The 18070-nt window shown below is 61.1% G+C and carries 17 protein-coding genes; 10 read left to right on the top strand and 7 right to left on the bottom strand.

The window, feature by feature from the left end:
• Nucleotides 1-173 precede the first annotated feature (173 nt).
• From leuA to ABQM86_RS11440, 3 genes are all read left to right on the top strand, one after another.
• On the top strand, nucleotides 174-1913 hold the full coding sequence (gene leuA, locus ABQM86_RS11450) for a 2-isopropylmalate synthase (RefSeq protein ID WP_207593630.1): 1740 nt from the start codon (nucleotides 174-176) through the stop codon (nucleotides 1911-1913).
• Between the two features lie 86 nt (nucleotides 1914-1999).
• Entirely contained in the window at nucleotides 2000-2752 is a 753-nt protein-coding gene (gene recO / locus ABQM86_RS11445) for a DNA repair protein RecO (RefSeq protein ID WP_369744450.1), read from the top strand.
• A 2-nt stretch (nucleotides 2753-2754) separates the two neighbouring features.
• Nucleotides 2755-3600: an isoprenyl transferase gene (locus tag ABQM86_RS11440; RefSeq protein WP_369744449.1), complete on the top strand. Its 846-nt coding sequence runs from the start codon at nucleotides 2755-2757 to the stop codon at nucleotides 3598-3600.
• Here the strand turns inward: ABQM86_RS11440 and ABQM86_RS11435 are convergent.
• Nucleotides 3594-4667 (bottom strand): alpha/beta hydrolase, encoded by a 1074-nt coding sequence (locus ABQM86_RS11435; protein ID WP_280622909.1) that lies wholly within the window; start codon nucleotides 4665-4667, stop codon nucleotides 3594-3596. The genes ABQM86_RS11440 and ABQM86_RS11435 overlap by 7 nt on opposite strands.
• Entirely contained in the window at nucleotides 4664-5674 is a 1011-nt protein-coding gene (locus tag ABQM86_RS11430; RefSeq protein ID WP_207593626.1) for an alpha/beta hydrolase, read from the bottom strand. Before ABQM86_RS11430 ends, ABQM86_RS11435 begins: the two co-directional genes overlap by 4 nt.
• A 169-nt stretch (nucleotides 5675-5843) precedes the next feature.
• Here ABQM86_RS11430 and ABQM86_RS11425 point away from each other — a divergent pair, with 169 nt between their 5' ends.
• Nucleotides 5844-6920: a quinone-dependent dihydroorotate dehydrogenase gene (locus ABQM86_RS11425; protein ID WP_369744448.1), complete on the top strand. Its 1077-nt coding sequence runs from the start codon at nucleotides 5844-5846 to the stop codon at nucleotides 6918-6920.
• A 106-nt stretch (nucleotides 6921-7026) separates the two neighbouring features.
• On the opposite strand, the gene ABQM86_RS11420 is transcribed toward ABQM86_RS11425, so the two are convergent.
• Nucleotides 7027-7620 (bottom strand): DUF3043 domain-containing protein, encoded by a 594-nt coding sequence (locus ABQM86_RS11420; protein WP_369744447.1) that lies wholly within the window; start codon nucleotides 7618-7620, stop codon nucleotides 7027-7029.
• A gap of 115 nt (nucleotides 7621-7735) precedes the next feature.
• On the opposite strand from ABQM86_RS11420, the gene ABQM86_RS11415 reads away from it, so the two are divergent.
• From ABQM86_RS11415 to ABQM86_RS11395, 5 genes are all read left to right on the top strand, one after another.
• Nucleotides 7736-9169: a dipeptidase gene (locus ABQM86_RS11415; protein WP_369744446.1), complete on the top strand. Its 1434-nt coding sequence runs from the start codon at nucleotides 7736-7738 to the stop codon at nucleotides 9167-9169.
• Nucleotides 9170-9345: 176 nt separating this feature from the next.
• Complete coding sequence (locus ABQM86_RS11410) at nucleotides 9346-9735, top strand: HesB/IscA family protein (protein WP_369744445.1); 390 nt, start codon at nucleotides 9346-9348, stop codon at nucleotides 9733-9735.
• 183 nt (nucleotides 9736-9918) lie between these two features.
• Nucleotides 9919-10791: a cytochrome c oxidase subunit II gene (gene coxB, locus ABQM86_RS11405; protein WP_089595186.1), complete on the top strand. Its 873-nt coding sequence runs from the start codon at nucleotides 9919-9921 to the stop codon at nucleotides 10789-10791.
• Nucleotides 10792-10801: 10 nt separating this feature from the next.
• Nucleotides 10802-12526, top strand: a complete 1725-nt coding sequence (gene ctaD, locus ABQM86_RS11400; protein WP_089595185.1) for a cytochrome c oxidase subunit I — start codon at nucleotides 10802-10804, stop codon at nucleotides 12524-12526.
• Nucleotides 12523-12924 (top strand): cytochrome c oxidase subunit 4, encoded by a 402-nt coding sequence (locus ABQM86_RS11395; protein ID WP_089595184.1) that lies wholly within the window; start codon nucleotides 12523-12525, stop codon nucleotides 12922-12924. Before ctaD ends, ABQM86_RS11395 begins: the two co-directional genes overlap by 4 nt.
• Before the next feature lie 72 nt (nucleotides 12925-12996).
• Here ABQM86_RS11395 and ABQM86_RS11390 read toward each other — a convergent pair whose 3' ends face one another.
• Nucleotides 12997-13290, bottom strand: coding sequence for an HPr family phosphocarrier protein (locus tag ABQM86_RS11390; RefSeq protein ID WP_369746661.1), 294 nt, complete (start codon nucleotides 13288-13290; stop codon nucleotides 12997-12999).
• Nucleotides 13291-13447: 157 nt separating this feature from the next.
• On the opposite strand from ABQM86_RS11390, the gene ABQM86_RS11385 reads away from it, so the two are divergent.
• Entirely contained in the window at nucleotides 13448-14239 is a 792-nt protein-coding gene (locus ABQM86_RS11385; protein ID WP_207593622.1) for a GntR family transcriptional regulator, read from the top strand.
• A gap of 160 nt (nucleotides 14240-14399) precedes the next feature.
• Here ABQM86_RS11385 and ABQM86_RS11380 read toward each other — a convergent pair whose 3' ends face one another.
• The 3 genes from ABQM86_RS11380 to ABQM86_RS11370 form a co-directional block, all read right to left on the bottom strand.
• Nucleotides 14400-16073, bottom strand: a complete 1674-nt coding sequence (locus ABQM86_RS11380; protein ID WP_089595181.1) for a cytochrome bc complex cytochrome b subunit — start codon at nucleotides 16071-16073, stop codon at nucleotides 14400-14402.
• Nucleotides 16051-17121, bottom strand: a complete 1071-nt coding sequence (locus ABQM86_RS11375; protein ID WP_089595180.1) for a ubiquinol-cytochrome c reductase iron-sulfur subunit — start codon at nucleotides 17119-17121, stop codon at nucleotides 16051-16053. Before ABQM86_RS11375 ends, ABQM86_RS11380 begins: the two co-directional genes overlap by 23 nt.
• A gap of 96 nt (nucleotides 17122-17217) precedes the next feature.
• Nucleotides 17218-18006 (bottom strand): c-type cytochrome, encoded by a 789-nt coding sequence (locus ABQM86_RS11370; RefSeq protein ID WP_089595179.1) that lies wholly within the window; start codon nucleotides 18004-18006, stop codon nucleotides 17218-17220.
• Nucleotides 18007-18070 lie beyond the last annotated feature (64 nt).

Genomic DNA, 18070 nt, shown 5'->3' with positions numbered 1-18070 from the left:
TTGCACTGTCATCATACGCATCGTGTTACTGTGATTTTGTGCGTACGGCGATGCTTCTTCTTAGCTGCCGCGGCGGGGCCTGAAAGCTATCTGAAGCTGGGCCATCCTCGCCGCGGAGTTCCGTTGTGTCCGGCTAAGCTTTCATTTAGTTCTTAGAGAAAAGGCCACACGTCATGCGTAATGCACAAAAGCCCTCCGGTATGCCGATTCACCGCTACCTGCCATTCCAGGACCAGATCACCGTAGAGGTTCCTGACCGCACGTGGCCGGACAAGGTCATCACCAAGGCCCCGCGCTGGTGCGCGGTTGACCTGCGCGATGGTAACCAGGCACTGATCGACCCCATGAGCCCGGCCCGCAAGCTGAAGATGTTCCAGCTGCTCGTCAAGATGGGCTACAAGGAGATTGAGGTCGGCTTCCCCTCGGCATCGCAGACCGACTTCGACTTCGTACGCCAGCTCATCGAGGGCGGCCATATCCCGGATGACGTCACCATCCAGGTTTTGACCCAGGCGCGTGAACACCTGATCGAGAGAACCTATGAGTCGCTGGTGGGCGCCAAACAGGCGATCGTCCACTTGTACAACTCCACGTCCGTACTGCAGCGGCGCGTCGTGTTCAACCAGGACGAGGATGGCATTCTTGACATCGCCCTGCAGGGTGCCCGACTGTGCAAGAAGTACGAAGAAACCCTCGAAGATACGCACATCACCTATGAATACTCGCCGGAGTCCTTCACGGGAACCGAGCTGGAGTACGCTGCCCGGGTCTGCAACGCCATTGCCGACGTCTTCGAGGCTTCGGCCGACAACCAGGTCATCATCAACCTTCCGGCCACTGTGGAGATGGCAACCCCGAATGTCTATGCCGACTCCATTGAGTGGATGCACCGTAACCTGCACCCCCGTGAAGGCATCATCATTTCCCTGCACCCGCACAATGACCGCGGTACGGGCGTGGCCGCTGCCGAACTGGGTTACCTGGCGGGTGCCGATCGGATTGAAGGCTGCTTGTTCGGCAATGGTGAGCGCACCGGCAACGTGGACCTCGTCACGCTGGGGTTGAACATGTTCGTGCAGGGCGTCGACCCCATGATCGACTTCTCCGACATCGATGAAGTCCGCCGCACCGTTGAGTACTGCAACCAGCTGCCTGTCCCGGAACGTTCTCCGTACGGTGGTGACCTCGTCTTCACGGCGTTCTCAGGGTCGCACCAGGACGCCATCAAAAAGGGTTTCGAAGCGCTGGAGAAGGACGCTGCGGCGGCGGGTAAGCCGGTGGATGACTTCACCTGGCAAGTTCCGTACCTGCCGGTTGACCCGAAGGACCTCGGCCGCAGCTATGAAGCCGTGATCCGGGTTAACTCGCAGTCGGGTAAGGGCGGTGTCGCCTACCTGCTGAAGAACGAGCACAACCTGGACCTGCCCCGGCGCGCCCAGATTGAATTCTCCGGAGTCATCCAGCGGCGCACGGATGCAGTGGGTGGCGAGGTCAGTGGTGCACAGCTGTGGCAGGTCTTCCAGGATGAGTACCTGCCGTCCGACGAAGAGCAGGCACAGTGGGGTCGCTATGCGCTGGGAAGTGTCAGCACTGAGACCGACGAGTCCGGCGCCATGACCATGAACGCAACCCTGCGGATCGACGGCGTGGAGGTTCGGCGGACCGGCCACGGCAACGGACCCATCGCTGCTCTGTTGGACATCCTGCACCACGACGGCGTAGACGTCCGCGTGCTTGATTACAGCGAGCATGCCCTGTCCGAGGGCGGCAGCGCCAGTGCAGCAGCCTACGTCGAATGTGCCGTCGGCGAGCGGGTCCTGTGGGGCGTGGGCATTGACCCCAGCACCACCACGTCATCCCTCAAGGCCCTGATTTCGGCCGTGAACCGCGCCGTGCGGGACTCCCGGGCCTAGGGTACCCAGCGTGTGGTGACGGGAAATACCGTCACCACACGGTCCGGTGGTCGCCGAGCGGGCCGGTCATAGTGCGAAGATTAGTTGTGGCCAATCCGTCGTTTGCAGCACGGTCCTACAGGGACGATGCCGTGGTGCTCCGTACCCACAAGCTGGGTGAAGCGGATCGCATCATCACTCTCTTGACCAAGCATCATGGCCAAGTCCGCGCCGTCGCCAAGGGTGTGCGCAGGACCAGCAGCCGTTTCGGCGCTCGTCTGGAGCCGTTCATGGTGGCGGACTTGCAGCTTGTCTCCGGGCGGACGTTGGACATTGTGACGCAGGCGGTGGCCAAGGGCGCCTATGGAAGCAGTATCGCCGCAGACTATGGCAGGTTCACGGTGGCCGCTGCCATGACGGAGACCGCCGAAAAACTCACGGATGCCGACACGGAGTCCGGGACCGCCCACTACAACCTGCTGGTGGGAGCCTTGGCTGCCTTGAGCCGTTCAGACCATCCACCCGAACTTATCCTGGACTCCTATCTGCTGCGCGCTTTGGCCACGGGAGGGTGGGCGCCGAGTTTCACCGATTGTGCCCGTTGTGGCCGGCCGGGACCTCATACGGCCTTTGCCGCCCCGGTTGGCGGTATGGTGTGCAGCGACTGCCGCCCTCCTGGTTCACCGGCGCCGGCAGCGGAGACAGTGGTGTTGCTTGGTGCATTGCTGACAGGCAACTGGGGCGTGGCTGATGCATCGGATCCCCGGCGTCGGCGTGAAGCCGCAGGACTGGTTGCCACGTATCTGCAATGGCATTTGGAACGGGCGCTGAAATCACTCAAACACGTGGAGCGAAGCTGACAGTGGCACTTGGTAAGAAGAGCAAGACAACAACGGCCAGGACGGCACCGGTCGTTGCGCCGTACGGGCACCCCTCCGGTGCAGTGCCGCCGGGTATTCCCAGTGAACTTATTCCGCAGCACGTGGCGATCGTCATGGACGGCAATGGGCGGTGGGCAAACCAGCGTGGACTTCCCCGCATCGAGGGTCACAAGGCCGGTGAGCCTGCCTTGCTTGATGTGATGGCAGGGGCCATCGAACTGGGAATCAAGTACGTCAGCGTGTACGCCTTTTCAACCGAGAACTGGCGGCGATCGCCCGAAGAAATCCGCTTCCTTATGGGATTTAACAAGGATGTACTACGACGCCAGCGGAACCAGCTTGACGAATGGGGCGTGCGCATCCGATGGGCCGGAAGACGCCCGCGGCTTTGGGGTTCTGTCATCAAGGAACTTGAAGAAGCCGAGGAATACACGAAGGCCAACGACACGTGCACGTTGACCATGTGTGTTAATTACGGCGGCCGCGCCGAGATTGCCGACGCCGTCTCTGCCATTGCCCACGATGTCGCCGAAGGGCGTTTGAAACCCGGATCTGTATCCGAGAAAACCATCCAGAAATACCTGGACGAACCCGACCTCCCGGATGTAGACCTTTTTCTTCGCAGTTCGGGGGAGCAGCGCCTCTCTAATTTCCTCCTGTGGCAGTCTGCCTATGCGGAGTTCGTCTTCATGGACACGCTGTGGCCGGACGTCGACAGGCGGACGCTGTGGGACGCCGTCGAGATTTATGCCAAGCGCGACAGGCGCTACGGAGGGGCCGTGGACGCGGCGTCTGCCGGCGATAGCACGCCCCCGCTACATCAGTAGGGGTACGCAGCGAGCCATACAGCCACGTCGCGGTATGCCTGCTGACGGACGGTACGTCGTGAGAGAAAAACATCATGAAGCGCACCTGGATACCGGAAGATGGCGGTGCGGCGGGCAAGTCCAAGAGCCCTCCGTGAGGTTTCCTCTACGTCGATGACCGCATCGGCCCGCATCAGGTCAGCTGTCCACTCCGCTTGGATCCTTGTCCTTCCGGACAGCAGGACCAGGACGGGAGAATCGATGGCGAGCTTTCGTTCCACCGCGGCGTGCCCGGCCAGGACGGCTTTGGTCCACCCTGCGCGGATAGGGAACGAGGTCCGTGGACGCCACAGGGGATCCAGTATCCACTCACCATGTGCTTCATTGCTGACGCTCTCCCAGTAGGCAGGCATCTCAGGAAAGCGGAAGGGGCGCTTGGGGTCCGTACGTGCAAAGGGTTCCACCAGGTGCATGGCAATGCTGCGGACCAGACTGCTGCCCTGAAGCTCCAGCCACGGCGAGTTCAGGACCAAGGTGCCCAGCCGGCCTGGGTTGCGATCGGCCCAGAGTGCCCCGATCAAACCTCCCAGGGAATGGGCCAGCATGTGGATGGTTGGCGTGGTGGTGTCGCCAGTCCGTTCAGCCACGTCCCGTTCAATTTCCACCAGCGCTGCTGCCAGGTCCTCGTCATAGGCGCTGAGGTCCGTAATGTATCCGGGCGTCTGTCCAGGCAGCAGGCTGCGGCCGAATTTTCGGAGGTCCACTGCGTAGAAGTAAAAACCCGACGCCGTGAGGTACTCAGCCAATTCGGTTTGCAGAAAGTAGTCGGCCCAACCATGCAGGTAAAGAACAACCCTTGGCGCTCCACCTGGATCGGCCGGGACTGGACGGCGTCTTCTCTTTGTGAAGGACGACAGGAAGTCAAGGACGCCATTCTGGGTGGCTTGCGGCGCAGGTGGAGCATACCGGATGAGTGTGGCGTGGACGGGACCTTCCTCGTCAGGCTTCAGTGGCAGGTCCATGCATTCGTAGCCATGGCCCAGGACGTCCCGCCGCCACCTGGTTGCCCGGGCCTCCGTGGTGTTCATTGGTCCCCTTCCTGCCGCTCTGCCGTCACATCGTTCTGCATGAATCCCTTGATCCACCGCGCAAGCCGCGCATAGGCGTCTTTCCGCACTGCTGGTGCGGAGAGGAAGACGTCGTGGAGGCCGCCGTCGATGCGTTCCAGAGTGACGCTCCGGCCCAGCGCCATGGCTCTGAGCGCAATAACCCCAACATCCAGCACGGCATCCGAACGGCGCATTGACTCCTGCCACACCATGCCATTGGCGCTGGCCGAAGACGTTAGGACGAGGACAGGCACCTCGAGGTTCAGCCCGCGGGCAACTTGGGAATGCCCGGCAAATACGGCACTGAGCCACCCGGCCCGGACCGGGAAAGCCAACGGTGGACGATAATTTTCGTCCAGCGCCCATTCACCCTCCGCGGTACTGCTGATGCTGCGGAAGTAGAAACCCCGCTCCGGCAGCTTCAGGACGGTTTCCGGCCTTAACTTTGCTATGGGAGCCACCATGGCCTGCGCAGCCCTCCGCACCAATGAACTGCCGTGCATTTCCAACCACGGGCTGTCGAGAATCAGGAACTGAATGGATTCCGGGTGGCGGCTTGCCCACAATGCGGCCACCAACCCGCCGGTCGAGTGGCCCATCAGGGTCACGCTGCCTTCCGGTGTCGAGGCTGTGTGATGACGGATGATGTCCAGTGCCTGGTTGATTTCGGCGTCATAGTCCATCAGGTTTGCCACGTAGCCCCCCGGCATGTCCGTCGTCAGGCTCCGGCCATGGTTGTGCATGTCAAGGGCGTAAAAGTCGTAGCCCTGCCCGGCCCAGAACCTGGCAAGTTCGGTATTGAAGAAGTAGTCGCTCCACCCGTGCAGAAACAGGACGGCGCCGTAGCGCCTCGGTGCATCCCCGGATTCGCTTTGCTCTGCCCGGTGGCGGATCAGGGTGGCGTGGCGGGTCACGCCGTCAGGTCCTGTGGCATCAACGCCACAGGATTGGAAGTCTGTACCCAGGATGTCAGCCGTCCACTCCATGGCTTTAGCTTAGACACTGGCGGAGGCGTCCCGCCCGGTGGCAGGTCGGCAACGAAAGTCGAATAACTTCCATGATCCGCGTCACTGTTTGCCCGCGGGATGCGTATATGCCGACGGCATCGGCGGTCACGGGTTTGGCGAGTCGTCCGTAAACCGGAAAACTAGGAGCATGCGTGTTTACCCCACATTCTTCAAGCTGGCCTTCTCCTGGATGGATGCCGAAAAGGCACACAAGATCGGCTTCCAGGGGATCCGGGCGGCACATAGCTCGGGCGCCGGCCGGGTCCTGGCCCGGCTGACCGCCCCTGACGCTTCGCTCCGGACTGAGGCGTTGGGCCTGACCTTCCCATCGCCGTTCGGCCTGGCGGCCGGTTTCGACAAGGAAGGCCACGGCATAGAAGCCCTGGCCGAACTCGGCTTTGGCCACGTAGAGGTGGGTACCATCACCGGCCAGGCGCAGCCAGGCAATGAGAAGCCCCGGTTGTTCCGCCTGATTGAGGATCGTGCGGTGGTTAACCGGATGGGATTCAACAACGACGGCGCAGCAGCCGTTGCGCCCCGGCTCAAGTCTGCGCGGGCTGCTCTGCAAAGGAAGCACCCGGACGTCCGGCCCGTCATCGGCGTCAACATCGGCAAGTCCAAAGTGGTTGAGCTCGAGGACGCCACTGAGGATTACCTCGTGAGTGCACGCAGCCTGGCGCCCGCGGCAGATTACCTGGTGGTCAATGTCAGCTCTCCCAACACACCCGGCCTTCGTTTGCTGCAGAACGTGGAGTCCCTGCGGCCGCTGCTGAGGGCAGTAGGCGACGCCGCCGATGAAGCCGCCGGACGGCATATTCCGCTGCTGGTCAAGATTGCGCCTGACCTGTCCAATGACGACATCGACGACGTCGCCCGGCTGGCGCTGGACCTGAAGCTGGACGGCATCATCGCCACCAACACCACCATTTCCCGGAAGGGGCTCGTTTCGGACGCCGCCAAGGTGGAGTCTCTGGGTGCCGGTGGATTGTCGGGAGCACCCCTCAAGACGCGGTCGCTTGAAGTACTGCGGAGGCTCAAGGACGCCGTGGGTGACCAGCTCGTGCTCATCGCGGTAGGAGGAGTGGAGACCGCCTCGGACGTTCAAGAGCGCCTGGAAGCGGGCGCAACACTGGTCCAGGGCTACACAGCGTTCCTGTATGAGGGTCCATTCTGGGCTTCCAGCATCAACAGGGGCCTCGTTAAGATCCGTAAGAAGGCGCGTTAGGCCCAACGGTCCTGGTGCCGTGCGCCTATAAGGAAGACCCTGCGCCCATAAGGAAGACCCCGGACCATTGGTCCGGGGTCTTCCTGTTGATGAAGGGTGGGGGCGTTTAGGCCGGGTACTGCCCGCGCTTCACCTGCGGCTTCGGCAGGCGGAGCTTGCGGAACTGAAGGGCGCGCATGCAGCCGTACCAGACGGAACCGCGTTCCACCTCGCCGAATTTCTCGGTGAGGCGCCTCCTGAGCTTGCGGGACAGGATAAAAACATCCACGAAGACGGCAAGGAACATGATCCAGAAGCCAACGAGGACGTAGCTGATGCCGGCGCTTGTGGGCGGAATGATCAGGGAGATCACCACGAACAGCAAGGCGCCGAACATGAGGTATTCACCCAGACTGAACCGTGCGTCCACGTAGTCACGCGTGTAGCGCTTCTGGGGACCCTTGTCACGGAGGGGCAGGTATTTTTCGTCACCCGTATCCAACGCCTGCCGCATTTTCTGCCGCTGATCCTGGATGGCGACCCGTTCCGCAGCCTTGGAGGCCTTGCGGTCATTGGGAACCAGTGGGCGCTTACGGGCTGCTTCCTGGTCTTTCCGCTTGGGAGTGGGGGTGCCCTTTCCGGCACCGGGCTCCGTGGCGGTGGCGTAGGCCTGGTCTACTACTGATTGAGCGCTGGGCTCTTCCTTTTTGCGTCCGAACACCCCTACAGAATACCCCTCGTGGAGGTGGCGTAGGTTACGTGGACGGCCGTCCGGGGCCGGCGGCGGGTGGCCGTGCCTGCTGTGGACGCCCAAATCACGGCGGTAAAGTGTGGCCATGACTTCAGCACATGCGGAGATCCCGCAGAACAAGCAAGGGCCCGCCGGCAATACTCCAGTGGAGGAACTGTCCCGGGCGGTCAACGATTCCTTCGACACCACCCTGGCGTCCCTCAAGCACCTCGTGAGCATTCCGGGCATTGCGTGGGCAAGTTTCGACCCGAACGAACTGGACCGCAGCGCCGATGCAGTCGCTGCCTTGGTCAAGGCCGCGGGCATGGAAGACGTCCGGGTATTGCGGTGCGACAAAGCCGACGGCACCCCCGGTGGCCCTGCCGTCGTCGCGCGCCGTCCTGCCGCGGACGGCAAGCCGACCATCCTGCTGTACGCCCACCATGATGTTCAGCCACCGGGGGACCGGAGCCTCTGGAACTCCGAGCCCTTTGTGGCTGAGGAGCGCGAGGGCCGGCTGTACGGCCGCGGTTCGGCTGACGATAAAGCAGGAATCATGGCGCACCTGGCCGCCTACAGCGCCGTGACCCAAGTTCTGGGTGACGGGTTCGGGCTCGGCGTGACCTTCTTCTTCGAAGGCGAGGAAGAGGCAGGCTCGCCCACGTTCCGTACTTTCCTGGAGGAACATCAGGAGCTCCTGCGGGCCGATGTCATTGTTGTAGCTGATTCCAGCAACTGGAAAGTCGGCGTTCCGGCCCTCACCACCAGCCTTCGGGGACTCGTGGACGGGACTTTCGAGGTGCGTGTCCTGGACCATGCAGTCCACTCCGGCATGTTTGGTGGACCTGTGCTGGATGCTCCCACCCTCCTTTCACGGCTCATCGCCACTCTGCATGACGACGAGGGCAACGTCGCGGTTGCGGGCCTGGTGGCCCGTGACGACGTAGCCGTGGACCTTGCCGAAGAGGACTACCGCACTGATGCTTCAGTGCTCGACGGCGTGAAACTCGCCGGCAGCGGGACCATCGCCTCCCGACTCTGGACCAAGCCCGCGCTGTCTATCATCGGTATGGACGTCCCGTCCGTTGATGTTGCGTCCAACACACTGATTCCGGCCGCCCGGGCAAAGTTCAGCATGCGGTTGGCCCCAGGGCAGGACCCAGGGTCCGCGATGGATGCCCTGAAGACCCACGTCGAATCACATGCACCGTTTGGTGCCAAAGTGACGTTTACGCCGGGGGAGCGCGGCAACGCCTTTTCCACCGACACATCTTCAGCGGCTGCAAGGGTAGCCCTTTGGGCGCTGGGCGAATCGTGGGGTGTACAACCAGTGGAAATGGGAATTGGCGGTTCCATTCCGTTCATTGCGGACCTCATGGATGTGTATCCGGACGTGCAGATCCTTGTGACGGGAGTAGAGGACCCTGATTCCCGCGCACATAGCGCCAACGAATCCCTGCACATCGGCGATTTCCGGCATGCCGTGCTGGCTGAAGCCCTGATGCTGGCCAGGCTGAATGCTGAAGGACTCAGGGGCTAGTGTCGGATTAGTCCTTGGCGGCGCGCCGGGAACAACCAAATGCTGTCTGTGGTTACGTCAGGAGTTATAGCTAAGCGTCTGCGCGACGTAGCATTAGGTATAACCCGTAGGTAATTTGGGTAAGGGCAGGCAGCGTTCCGGCGCCGCCGCCAGGAGCTTCATAAGAAGGTAGGCCAATGAGCACTGCAACCAACGAAAACACCACCGGAGAACAGCTCGTCGCCAACGACGGGTTGGCCACGCACGAGGTCAATCTGACCGACGTCGCCGCAGGCAAGGTCCGCAGCCTTCTGGAACAGGAAGGGCGCACCGACCTTCGGCTGCGCGTTGCAGTCCAGCCTGGAGGTTGCTCCGGACTGATCTACCAGCTCTACTTCGACGAGCGACTGCTTGATGGGGATGCCGTACGGGACTACGACGGCGTTGAAGTTGTTGTCGACAAGATGAGCGTTCCGTACCTCAGCGGTGCCAGCATCGACTTCGAGGACACCATTTCGAAGCAGGGCTTCACCATCGACAACCCGAACGCCGGCGGGTCTTGCGCCTGCGGCGATTCGTTCCACTGATGTGAGCCATCGCCGCATGTCGGCGCCTCTCCGGGTGGGTTTAAAACCATTCGGAGCCACGGCGCTGACATGTGCGCGAAAACCGCTTGATAGCGGTAAGCTCTACATCGGGTAGTAAAACTTTTAGTGTGCCCGGTGGGCCTTCGGCCTGCCGGGAGACAGCAACAAGAGGAAGGGCCGTCTGTGAGTTCGCAGAACCGAACCGGCAGCCGACGCATAAAGATCACATCGATCACTGGCTTGGCACTAGCCGGCGCGTTGGTTTTGACCGGATGTTCACCAGAGGTAGAGAAGGGTTGGCTGCCTACAGAGCGCGGCACGACCAACCACACTGACCGGATCATGGACCTCTGGGTCAACTCATGGATCGCCGCCTTGGCAGTCGGTATTATCACGTGGGGCCTTCTGGTCTGGTGCATCATCGCTTACCGTCGCCGCAAGGGCACCACGGGATTCCCCAAGCAGCTCAGCTACAACCTGCCGCTTGAGGTCTTCTACTTGACCATTCCGCTCTTCATGGTGCTGGTGTTCTTCTACTTCACCGACCAGGACCAGCGCGCGATCGATGACCGCTCGCAGCCGGCCGACGTCGTTGTTGACGTCCGCGGCAAGCAGTGGGCCTGGGACTTCAACTACAAAAAGGGTGAGGTCATCAATGAAGACCTCCACGAGGCCGGCGTCCAGGCCCACCTGACCGGCAATGAGGTCAACAAGGAACTGCTCCCCACCCTGTACTTGCCGGTAGGCAAGTCCGTGGACCTGGAGCTGAACTCCCGCGACGTCATCCACTCATTCTGGGTTCCCGCCTTCCTTCAGAAGCGCGACATGATCCCCGGCAAGACGAACTACATCAGGTTCACCCCCACAAAGGAGGGCACCTTCGATGGTAAGTGTGCCGAACTCTGCGGTGAATACCACTCCGAAATGCTCTTCCGCGTCAAGGTTGTCTCCGAGTCTGAGTTCCAGGCCCACATGGACAAGCTTCGCCAGGAAGGCAACACGGGCCTCCTCGGTGCGGAATACGACCGCAACCCGAACCTGAACGAAACCAAGTAAGGGGAGCGACGTGGCTACGTACACTCAATCCGCACCGGGGGTCCTAGAAGCCCCCGTAGTTCCTAAGTCCAAGGGGCGCATCGTCGTCAACTGGATTACCTCCACGGACCACAAGACCATCGGGTACATGTATCTGATCGCGTCCTTCGTGTTCTTCTGCCTCGGTGGCGTCATGGCGTTGCTGATCCGCGCTGAACTGTTTGAACCCGGTATGCAGATCCTGCAGACCAAAGAGCAGTACAACCAGATGTTCACGATGCACGGCACCGTCATGCTCCTGATGTTCGCAACGCCGCTGTTTGCCGGCTTCGCGAACGTCATTATGCCGTTGCAGATCGGCGCCCCCGATGTCGCCTTCCCGCGTCTGAACGCGCTGGCTTTCTGGTTCTTCCTCTTCGGTTCGACCATCGCAGTCTCGGGCTTCATCACCCCCCAGGGAGCGGCTTCCTTCGGCTGGTTCGCTTATGCGCCGTTGTCGAACACCACCTTCAGCCCTGGCGTAGGTGGTGACCTGTGGGTCTTCGGCCTGGCCCTTTCCGGGTTCGGAACCATCCTTGGTGCCGTCAACTTCATCACCACCATCATCTGCATGCGTGCCCCGGGCATGACCATGTGGCGTATGCCGATCTTCACCTGGAACACGCTGGTCACGGCAATCCTGGTCCTGATGGCCTTCCCGCCGCTGGCAGCTGCCTTGTTCGCCCTTGGCGCCGACCGACGCTTCGGTGCCCACATCTTCGACCCCGAGAATGGCGGTGCAGTCCTCTGGCAGCACCTGTTCTGGTTCTTCGGGCACCCCGAGGTGTACATCATCGCGCTGCCGTTCTTCGGCATCGTTTCGGAGATCTTCCCGGTCTTCAGCCGCAAGCCGATCTTCGGCTACAAGGGTCTTGTCTACGCAACCATCGCCATTGCGGCGCTGTCCGTCACCGTGTGGGCACACCACATGTACGTGACCGGTTCTGTGCTGCTGCCGTTCTTCGCCTTCATGACCATGTTGATCGCAGTGCCCACCGGCGTGAAGTTCTTCAACTGGATCGGCACCTTGTGGCAGGGTTCCATCACGTTTGAAACGCCCATGCTTTGGAGCATCGGCTTCCTGGTGACATTCCTCTTCGGTGGTCTCACCGGCATCATCCTGGCCTCGCCGCCGCTTGACTTCCACGTTTCCGACTCCTACTTCGTGGTGGCCCACTTCCACTACGTGGTGTTCGGTACGGTCGTGTTCGCCATGTTCGCAGGGTTCTACTTCTGGTGGCCCAAGTGGACAGGCAAGATGCTCAACGAGCGCCTTGGCAAGATTCACTTCTGGCTCCTGTTCCTCGGCTTCCACGGCACGTTCCTGATCCAGCACTGGTTGGGTGTTGAGGGTATGCCGCGTCGTTACGCCGACTACATGCCGCAGGATAACTTCACCTGGATGAACCAGTTCTCCACCATCTCCTCCTTCGTCCTGGGTGCTTCGCTCCTGCCGTTCTTCTGGAACGTCTACATCACGTGGCGCAGCAACAAGAAGGTAGAAGTGGATGATCCGTGGGGCTTCGGCGCTTCGCTGGAGTGGGCAACGTCCTGCCCGCCGCCGCGTCACAACTTCACTTCCTTGCCGCGTATCCGTTCGGAGCGCCCGGCGCTGGACCTGCACCACCCTGAGTTGGCACAGGTCCACACTGCCGAGGCCCCGTCGCCTGCAGCAGCTGTTTTGGGTAATGCCGACCAGAAGGACGTTAGTAAGTGAAAATCGAATCGTGGCTCTTTGGAGCCGGAGTCTTCTTCTTCGTCCCCGTGGCTATCGCCTACGGATTCCTGACTGAATGGTCCGAGTGGGTTGGTGTCCTGGGCATCCTCCTTGTCGGTGGCCTGGCGGGCATGATCGGTGCATATCTTGGTTTCACCGGTAAGCGGATCGGTCTTCGACCCGAAGACCGTCCCGACGCCGAGATCCACGAAGGCGCCGGCGAGCAGGGGCACTTCAGCCCTTGGAGCTGGTGGCCGCTGGTTCTGGGCCTCGCTTGTGCCGGTGGATTCCTTGGCCTCGCCATTGGCTTCTGGGTGACATACGTCGCCGGCGGCCTCGCCCTCGTGGCATTGGTTGGCTGGGTCTTCGAATACAGCCGCGGCGACCACGCGCACTAGCAACCAGCTACGAGCACACAGAAATGGGCCCCACCGGAAGGTGGGGCCCATTTCTTATTCCTGAATAGGGGCTCAGCGCGCCTCTGTGGCCCCAAGGACGGCCGAAAGAGCGGTCAAAGCACTCTCAACTTCAGGAACGGTTTGTCCGATGAGGAGCGCGTCTGGAGCGACTTCCAGAAGTACTTCGCAGCCGTGTCCGAAGTCCTCCGTCATCACTTCGAGCAGTGAGCGTGCATCAACAGGTTGCCCGTCGTGCTTGCGTATGGTGACCGGCAGACCGGTGTCAGTAACTGCGCGGACGAATACAGCTGCAGCACGTGCGTGCAACCCGATTTCCGCGGCAACGATAGCCTTCTGCTCCGGCAACCCAGCTCCCTTGGTAGCCGACGGATCATCCGTCGGAAAATTGTCCATACAAGCGTAGCTCCCTGGGCCCCGCCGCTCCACATGCGCCGTAAGTGGTCTAGACCTGAAGTGTCACTGAATTATCCTTGAGGCATGACTCAATTGCTGGACCGCCGCGGTGCCTGAAGCAGCAAGCATCGCCGGCGAGATCGACCGCACCAGTGGCACGCCGATTTACGTGCAGCTCCGGGAGATTCTGCGGGCCTTTATTGCCCAATCCTGCCCGCCAGGTTCTGCGCTTCCCTCGGAACGGGATCTGTCAGAGCGCTTTGGTCTGGCCCGGATGACGGTGCGACAGGCTATTGATGCCTTGGTTGGTGAGGAAGTCATTGAGCGTGTTGTGGGCCTGGGGACTTTCGTGAGGAAGCCCAAGCTGGACCTTCAAGTGAAACTGACGTCCTATAGCGAAGAGATGCAACGTCGAGGTATGGTCCCGGCCGCGAAGGTACTCAGCTTCGAACAGATCGCAGCCAGTGCATTCCTCGCGCGGGAGCTCCAACTGGAGGAAGGCACACCTCTGGTGCGGTTCAGGCGGCTGCTGCTCGCTGACAATGAACCCATGAGCGTTGATGAGAACTTCATACCGGCCCATCGCGTCCCAGGCCTTTTGGATGAAGCGCCGCCCACATCCCTGTACAACGTCCTGAGCGAACGGTTTGGCTTGGTGATGGAGTGGGGCGAGGACATGATTGAGGCCACGGCAGCGTCGCCCTCCACAGCCCGGCTTCTCAACGTCGATGTCGGTGCCCCTTTGCTGAAGATTCAACGGCACGCTTTCGTAGCCCGCGCCATGGTGGACTACTCCGTTTCTTACTATAGGGCTGACCGCTACAAGCTCTGGGTCCCCCTGCAACGCCCAGGAGTGAGGCCTACGCGCAACTACTCATCGGGGTACCGCACTCAGCCCTAGCGCCCGCCAGGACGGGCGCGCCCATACAGGTATGGCGGCAGTGCGGAAGTACAGCCGCACAGAGCCCGGGGAAAAGGGTTTACGGGGGTAAAGCTGGTGCACAAAAAGTAGGGGCCCGGTCCATTGGACCGGGCCCCTACTTTTAAGCGAGTTCCAAGCGTTAGTGGCTCAGGCTCTTCTGGTCTTCGCCTGCTTCAATGGCTTCATGGTGGCCATGTGCGTGGGCGGCTTCGAGTTCGGCGGGTGTTGCCGGGGCAACACGGTCCTCGAAGAACCACTTGGAAAGTGCCGCGCGGCGCTTTTCCTTGCTGGTGACAACACCGTGTTCGTTCGGCTCAGCCGGCAGGGGAGCCGGTGATTCGAATCCAACAAGCTTGTAGCGCTTGTACTCATCAAGTGGAGCGTGGACCTCGATGAATTCACCGTGCGGGAGACGGACGATGCGTCCTGTTTCCCGGCCATGCAGGGCAATCTCGCGGTCCTTGCGCTGGAGGGCGAGTGCGATGCGCTTGGTCACGATGAAGGCGATGACCGGGCCGATGAAGAACAGTGTTCGCAGCCAGTAGGTGACGTCGTTCAGGGAAACGTGGAAGTGGGTTGCGATGAGGTCGGAACCAGCGGCTGCCCACATCACGCAGTACCAGGTAAAGCCTGCAACACCGATCGCTGTGCGGGTAGGCACGTTGCGGGGACGGTCGAGAACGTGGTGTTCGCGGTTGTCCTTGGTGATCCAGCGTTCGATCCACGGGTACATGAACAGAACCGTGAAGATGATTCCAGCAGGAACCAAGGCCGGAAGCAGCACGTTCAGGGTCAGGGTGCGTCCGAAGATGACCCATTCGAAGTGGAAGTCATTGATGACACCCGGCATGAGGCGCAGGGCGCCGTCCACGAACCCGATGTACCAGTCAGGCTGGGTACCTGCGGAAACTGGGGACGGGTCATACGGACCGTAGTTCCAGATCGGGTTGATCGTGAATGCAGCGGCCATGAGTGCCAGGACACCGAAGACGATGAAGAAGAATCCACCGGCTTTGGCAGCGTAAACCGGGCCGAGGGGGTAGCCGACAACGTTCCCGTCGTTACGGCCCGGGCCGGGGTACTGGGTGTGCTTGTGCACAACCACCATGAAGAGGTGGATCACGATCATCAGCAGGATGAGTGCGGGGACCAGGAGGATGTGCAGGACGTACAGGCGGCCGATGATGGCCGTACCCGGGAATTCTCCACCGAAGAGGAAGAAGGAGATGTACGTGCCAATCACCGGGATGGACTTGATAACGCCATCGATGATGCGCAGGCCGTTGCCGGAGAGCAGGTCATCGGGGAGCGAGTAACCGGTGAAGCCGGCTGCCATCGCCAGGATGAGCAGCACGCCGCCCACCACCCAGTTCATTTCGCGCGGCTTGCGGAAAGCCCCGGTGAAGAAGACGCGCAGCATGTGGACACCCAAGGAGGCCACAAAAAGCAGTGCTGCCCAGTGGTGTACCTGACGCATGAACAGACCGCCACGTACATCAAAGGAGATGTTCAGCGACGAGCTGTAGGCAACGGACATTTCTACGTTGTACAGCGGAGTGTACGAACCCTGGTAATGGGTTTCCGCCATGGACGGATCGAAGAAGAAGGTCAGGAAGGTACCTGACATCAGCAGGATGACGAAGGAGTACAGCGCCACCTCACCGAACATGAACGACCAGTGGTCGGGGAAGACCTTCCGGCCGAACTCACGCAGGATGCCGGAGCCACCCACGCGCTCGTCAACGAAGTTGGTGAAACTACCAACCTTGGTCTTCGGAACGAAGGGGGCTTCAGCTGTTGATGAGGCGCTCATGCTCGTCACGCTCCCAGTAACTCGGTCCTACAGGTTCTCTGAAGTCGCTTGTGGCGACGAGGTAGCCTTCTGCGTCAACTGCAATAGGCAGCTGGGGGAGCGGACGGCTGGCCGGTCCAAAGATGACCTTGCATTCCTGCGTGAGGTCAAACGTGGACTGGTGGCACGGGCACAGAAGGTGGTGCGTCTGCTGCTCGTAAAGAGCAACGGGGCATCCGACGTGCGTGCAGATCTTGGAGTAAGCAACGATTCCGTTGTAGCTCCAGTTTTCACGGCCCTCTGAGGGGTGCAATGAATTCGGATCCAGGCGCATCAGCAGGACGACGGCTTTCGCCTTTTCGTTCAACTTGCCTTCGTGGAGCTCATTGAGGCCTTCGGGAATGACGTGGAAGGCAGAGCCAATGGTGACGTCCGAGGCCTTGATGGGAGTGCCATCGGGGTCGCGGGTCAGGCGCTTGAGCTTGCCGCCTTCAGGAGCCCACATGGTGTGTGCCAGAGCATCGTCAGGACGCGGGCCCAAGTCGCCGAAGATGGCGAGAGCAGGCAGCGGGGCAAGCGCAACTGCACCAAGAAGGGTGTTGCGGATCAGCGGGCGGCGCTTGATGCCGGTCTCTTCGACGATGTCGTCGACGATCCGGACAGCTGCCTGGCGATCCTCTTCGGTACGGATGGCGTGGCGCTCTTCAGACACTTCGTGATCGGGCATCAGGGCCTTGGCCCAGTGCACGATACCGGTGCCGATGCCGAGCATTGCGAAGGCCGTGCCTAGCCCCAGAAGGAGGTTTTGGTTACGGATGGTCGCAATGGTGGTGTCGTCGCCCAGATCGATGGCGAAGTACGCCACCAGGAAGACCAGCGTGCCAATGACGGAGGTGCCAAACAGAATGGCTACCTGACGCTCGGCTCGCTTTGCGGCTACCGGGTCCGTGTCAGCCAGGCGCAAACGATGCGGAGGGAGTCCAGGATCCTGGAACTTCTCCACCTCATTCTGACCAGCCGTAGCTACGGTGCCCGAGTGGTTCGGACTGCCGTCACTATGGTTGCCCATAATTCGCCTCATCCTTCTCTCGTTGTCTCGGCCGGGGCCGAGTTATTTTCAGTTTCAAACTGCTGACTGTGCAGCAGAAGTTTTGTCGTGTCCGGATCAGGACGTGCGGGACGTCAACCAGATGGTGAATGCGATGATGACACCCAAACCGGCAACCCAGACGAAGAGGCCTTCAGACACCGGGCCCAGTGCTCCCAGGTCCGCGCCACCGGGGGAACCGTTGGCTTCGATGGTCTTCAGGAAGGTGATGATGTCGCGCTTGTCTTCAGGAGTGACATTGGAATCACTGAACACAGGCATGTTCTGCGGTCCGGTCACCATGGCCTCGTAGATGTGCTCTGCGCTGACGCCGGCCAGTGCAGGAGCAAACTTGCCGCGGGTCAGTGCACCGCCGGCAGCGGCTGCGTTGTGGCACATGGCGCAGTTGACGCGGAAGAGTTCGCCACCATTGGCGGCATCCCCCTTACCGTCGAGGAGGTGTTCCTCGGGAATGGCCGGGCCTGCTCCGAGGGAAGCAACGTAAGCGGACAGCTGCTTGGTCTGCTCTGCGTTGAACTGGGCGGGCTTCTGCTGGGCCTGCGGTCCGCTCATCTGCATGGGCATACGTCCGGTGCCAACCTGGAAGTCAACAGCTGCAGCACCCACGCCGACCAGCGAGGGGCCGTCCTGGGTTCCGGACGCACCCATGCCGTGGCAGGTGGCGCAGTTGGCGGCGAAGAGCTTGCCGCCTTCTTCTACGTCACTGGCGCTGTAGCTGGTGGTGTCGGCCTTGGCTTGGTTGACAGTTGTGGCAACGGCGTACAGCCCACCAGTGAGGAGGAGGCCCATCAACAGCAGCGCAATGGCTGCCAGTGGGTGACGTCGCTTCTGCGATAGTGCCTTCACGTGGTGGTTCCTTTATTCGATCCTGCGTCGGCTCCGCGAGCCGCTTCTTGAAATTCTGCCTCTT

The sequence above is a fragment of the Paenarthrobacter sp. AMU7 genome, assembly GCF_041200195.1.
Classification (GTDB): Bacteria; Actinomycetota; Actinomycetes; order Actinomycetales; family Micrococcaceae; genus Arthrobacter.
This window is presented reverse-complemented; position numbering and strand designations above follow the sequence as displayed.

Coding starts and splice junctions, on each gene's coding strand:
- ABQM86_RS11375 (WP_089595180.1), bottom strand. CDS start 17,121: ATGGGCAACCATAGTGACGGCAGTCCGAACCACTCGGGCACCGTAGCT.
- ABQM86_RS11380 (WP_089595181.1), bottom strand. CDS start 16,073: ATGAGCGCCTCATCAACAGCTGAAGCCCCCTTCGTTCCGAAGACCAAG.
- ABQM86_RS11435 (WP_280622909.1), bottom strand. CDS start 4,667: ATGAACACCACGGAGGCCCGGGCAACCAGGTGGCGGCGGGACGTCCTG.
- ABQM86_RS11415 (WP_369744446.1), top strand. CDS start 7,736: ATGACTTCAGCACATGCGGAGATCCCGCAGAACAAGCAAGGGCCCGCC.
- leuA (WP_207593630.1), top strand. CDS start 174: ATGCGTAATGCACAAAAGCCCTCCGGTATGCCGATTCACCGCTACCTG.
- ABQM86_RS11425 (WP_369744448.1), top strand. CDS start 5,844: ATGCGTGTTTACCCCACATTCTTCAAGCTGGCCTTCTCCTGGATGGAT.
- ABQM86_RS11430 (WP_207593626.1), bottom strand. CDS start 5,674: ATGGAGTGGACGGCTGACATCCTGGGTACAGACTTCCAATCCTGTGGC.
- ABQM86_RS11410 (WP_369744445.1), top strand. CDS start 9,346: ATGAGCACTGCAACCAACGAAAACACCACCGGAGAACAGCTCGTCGCC.